Raw genomic sequence first — 249 nt, forward strand, 5'->3', positions numbered from 1 at the left:
GCGGAACACCGACGCGCCCGCGCCCGTCACGGCGACGCGGATCGTATCGTCGTACTGGGCGATGAAGACGCCGGCCACCGCGTAGCCGGACGCGGGATGCCGGTACTTGGCGTAGGCCGCGCGCAGCGGAATCGCAAATTCGATTGCGGTCACGAGTTCGTCAGGGCGCAGCGCGGTCTCGAAGGTATCCACGAAGAATTCGTCGGCGGGAATGCGCCGTTGCGACGACGTGACGACGTGCGCATTCAG

Annotated in this window: 1 pseudogene; it reads right to left on the reverse strand. The window is 66.7% G+C overall.

Going from position 1 to position 249, the window contains the following annotated elements:
• Positions 1-249: pseudogene (locus SB753_RS39900) on the reverse strand (carbon monoxide dehydrogenase); the annotation flags it as partial.

Origin of the sequence: Paraburkholderia sp. SIMBA_053 (assembly GCF_046534895.1) — a bacterium.
In the GTDB taxonomy this organism is placed as follows: domain Bacteria; phylum Pseudomonadota; class Gammaproteobacteria; order Burkholderiales; family Burkholderiaceae; genus Paraburkholderia; species Paraburkholderia caledonica.